We start from the raw sequence: 356 nt of genomic DNA, 5'->3' as shown, positions 1-356 counted from the left end.
AAACCTGAAGAAGATAAAACTGAAGATGTTGTAACTCCAGAAGTTAAACCTGAAGATAAACCTGAAAACACTGAAGACAATAAACAACCTGAAGAAGATAAAACTGAAGATGTTGTAACTCCAGAAGATAAACCTGAAGATAAACCTGAAAACACTGAAGACAATAAACAACCTGAAGAAGATAAAACTGAAGATGTTGTAACTACAGAAGTTAAACCTGAAGATAAAACTGAAAACACTGAAGACAATAAACAACCTGAAGAAGATAAAACTGAAGATGTTGTAACTCCAGAAGTTAAACCTGAAGATAAACCTGAAAACACTGAAGACAATAAACAACCTGAAGAAGATAAAAC

The 356-nt window shown here is 32.6% G+C and carries 1 pseudogene; it reads left to right on the top strand.

Features of this window, described 5'->3' with window-relative positions:
- A pseudogene (locus tag KJQ99_RS10175) lies at positions 1-356 on the top strand (hypothetical protein); the annotation flags it as partial.

Origin of the sequence: Campylobacter sp. 2018MI13 (genome assembly GCF_018501135.1) — a bacterium.
GTDB lineage: Bacteria > Campylobacterota > Campylobacteria > Campylobacterales > Campylobacteraceae > Campylobacter_E.
The sequence above is the reverse complement of the archived record's forward strand: the minus strand, read 5'-3'. Positions and strand labels throughout refer to the sequence as shown.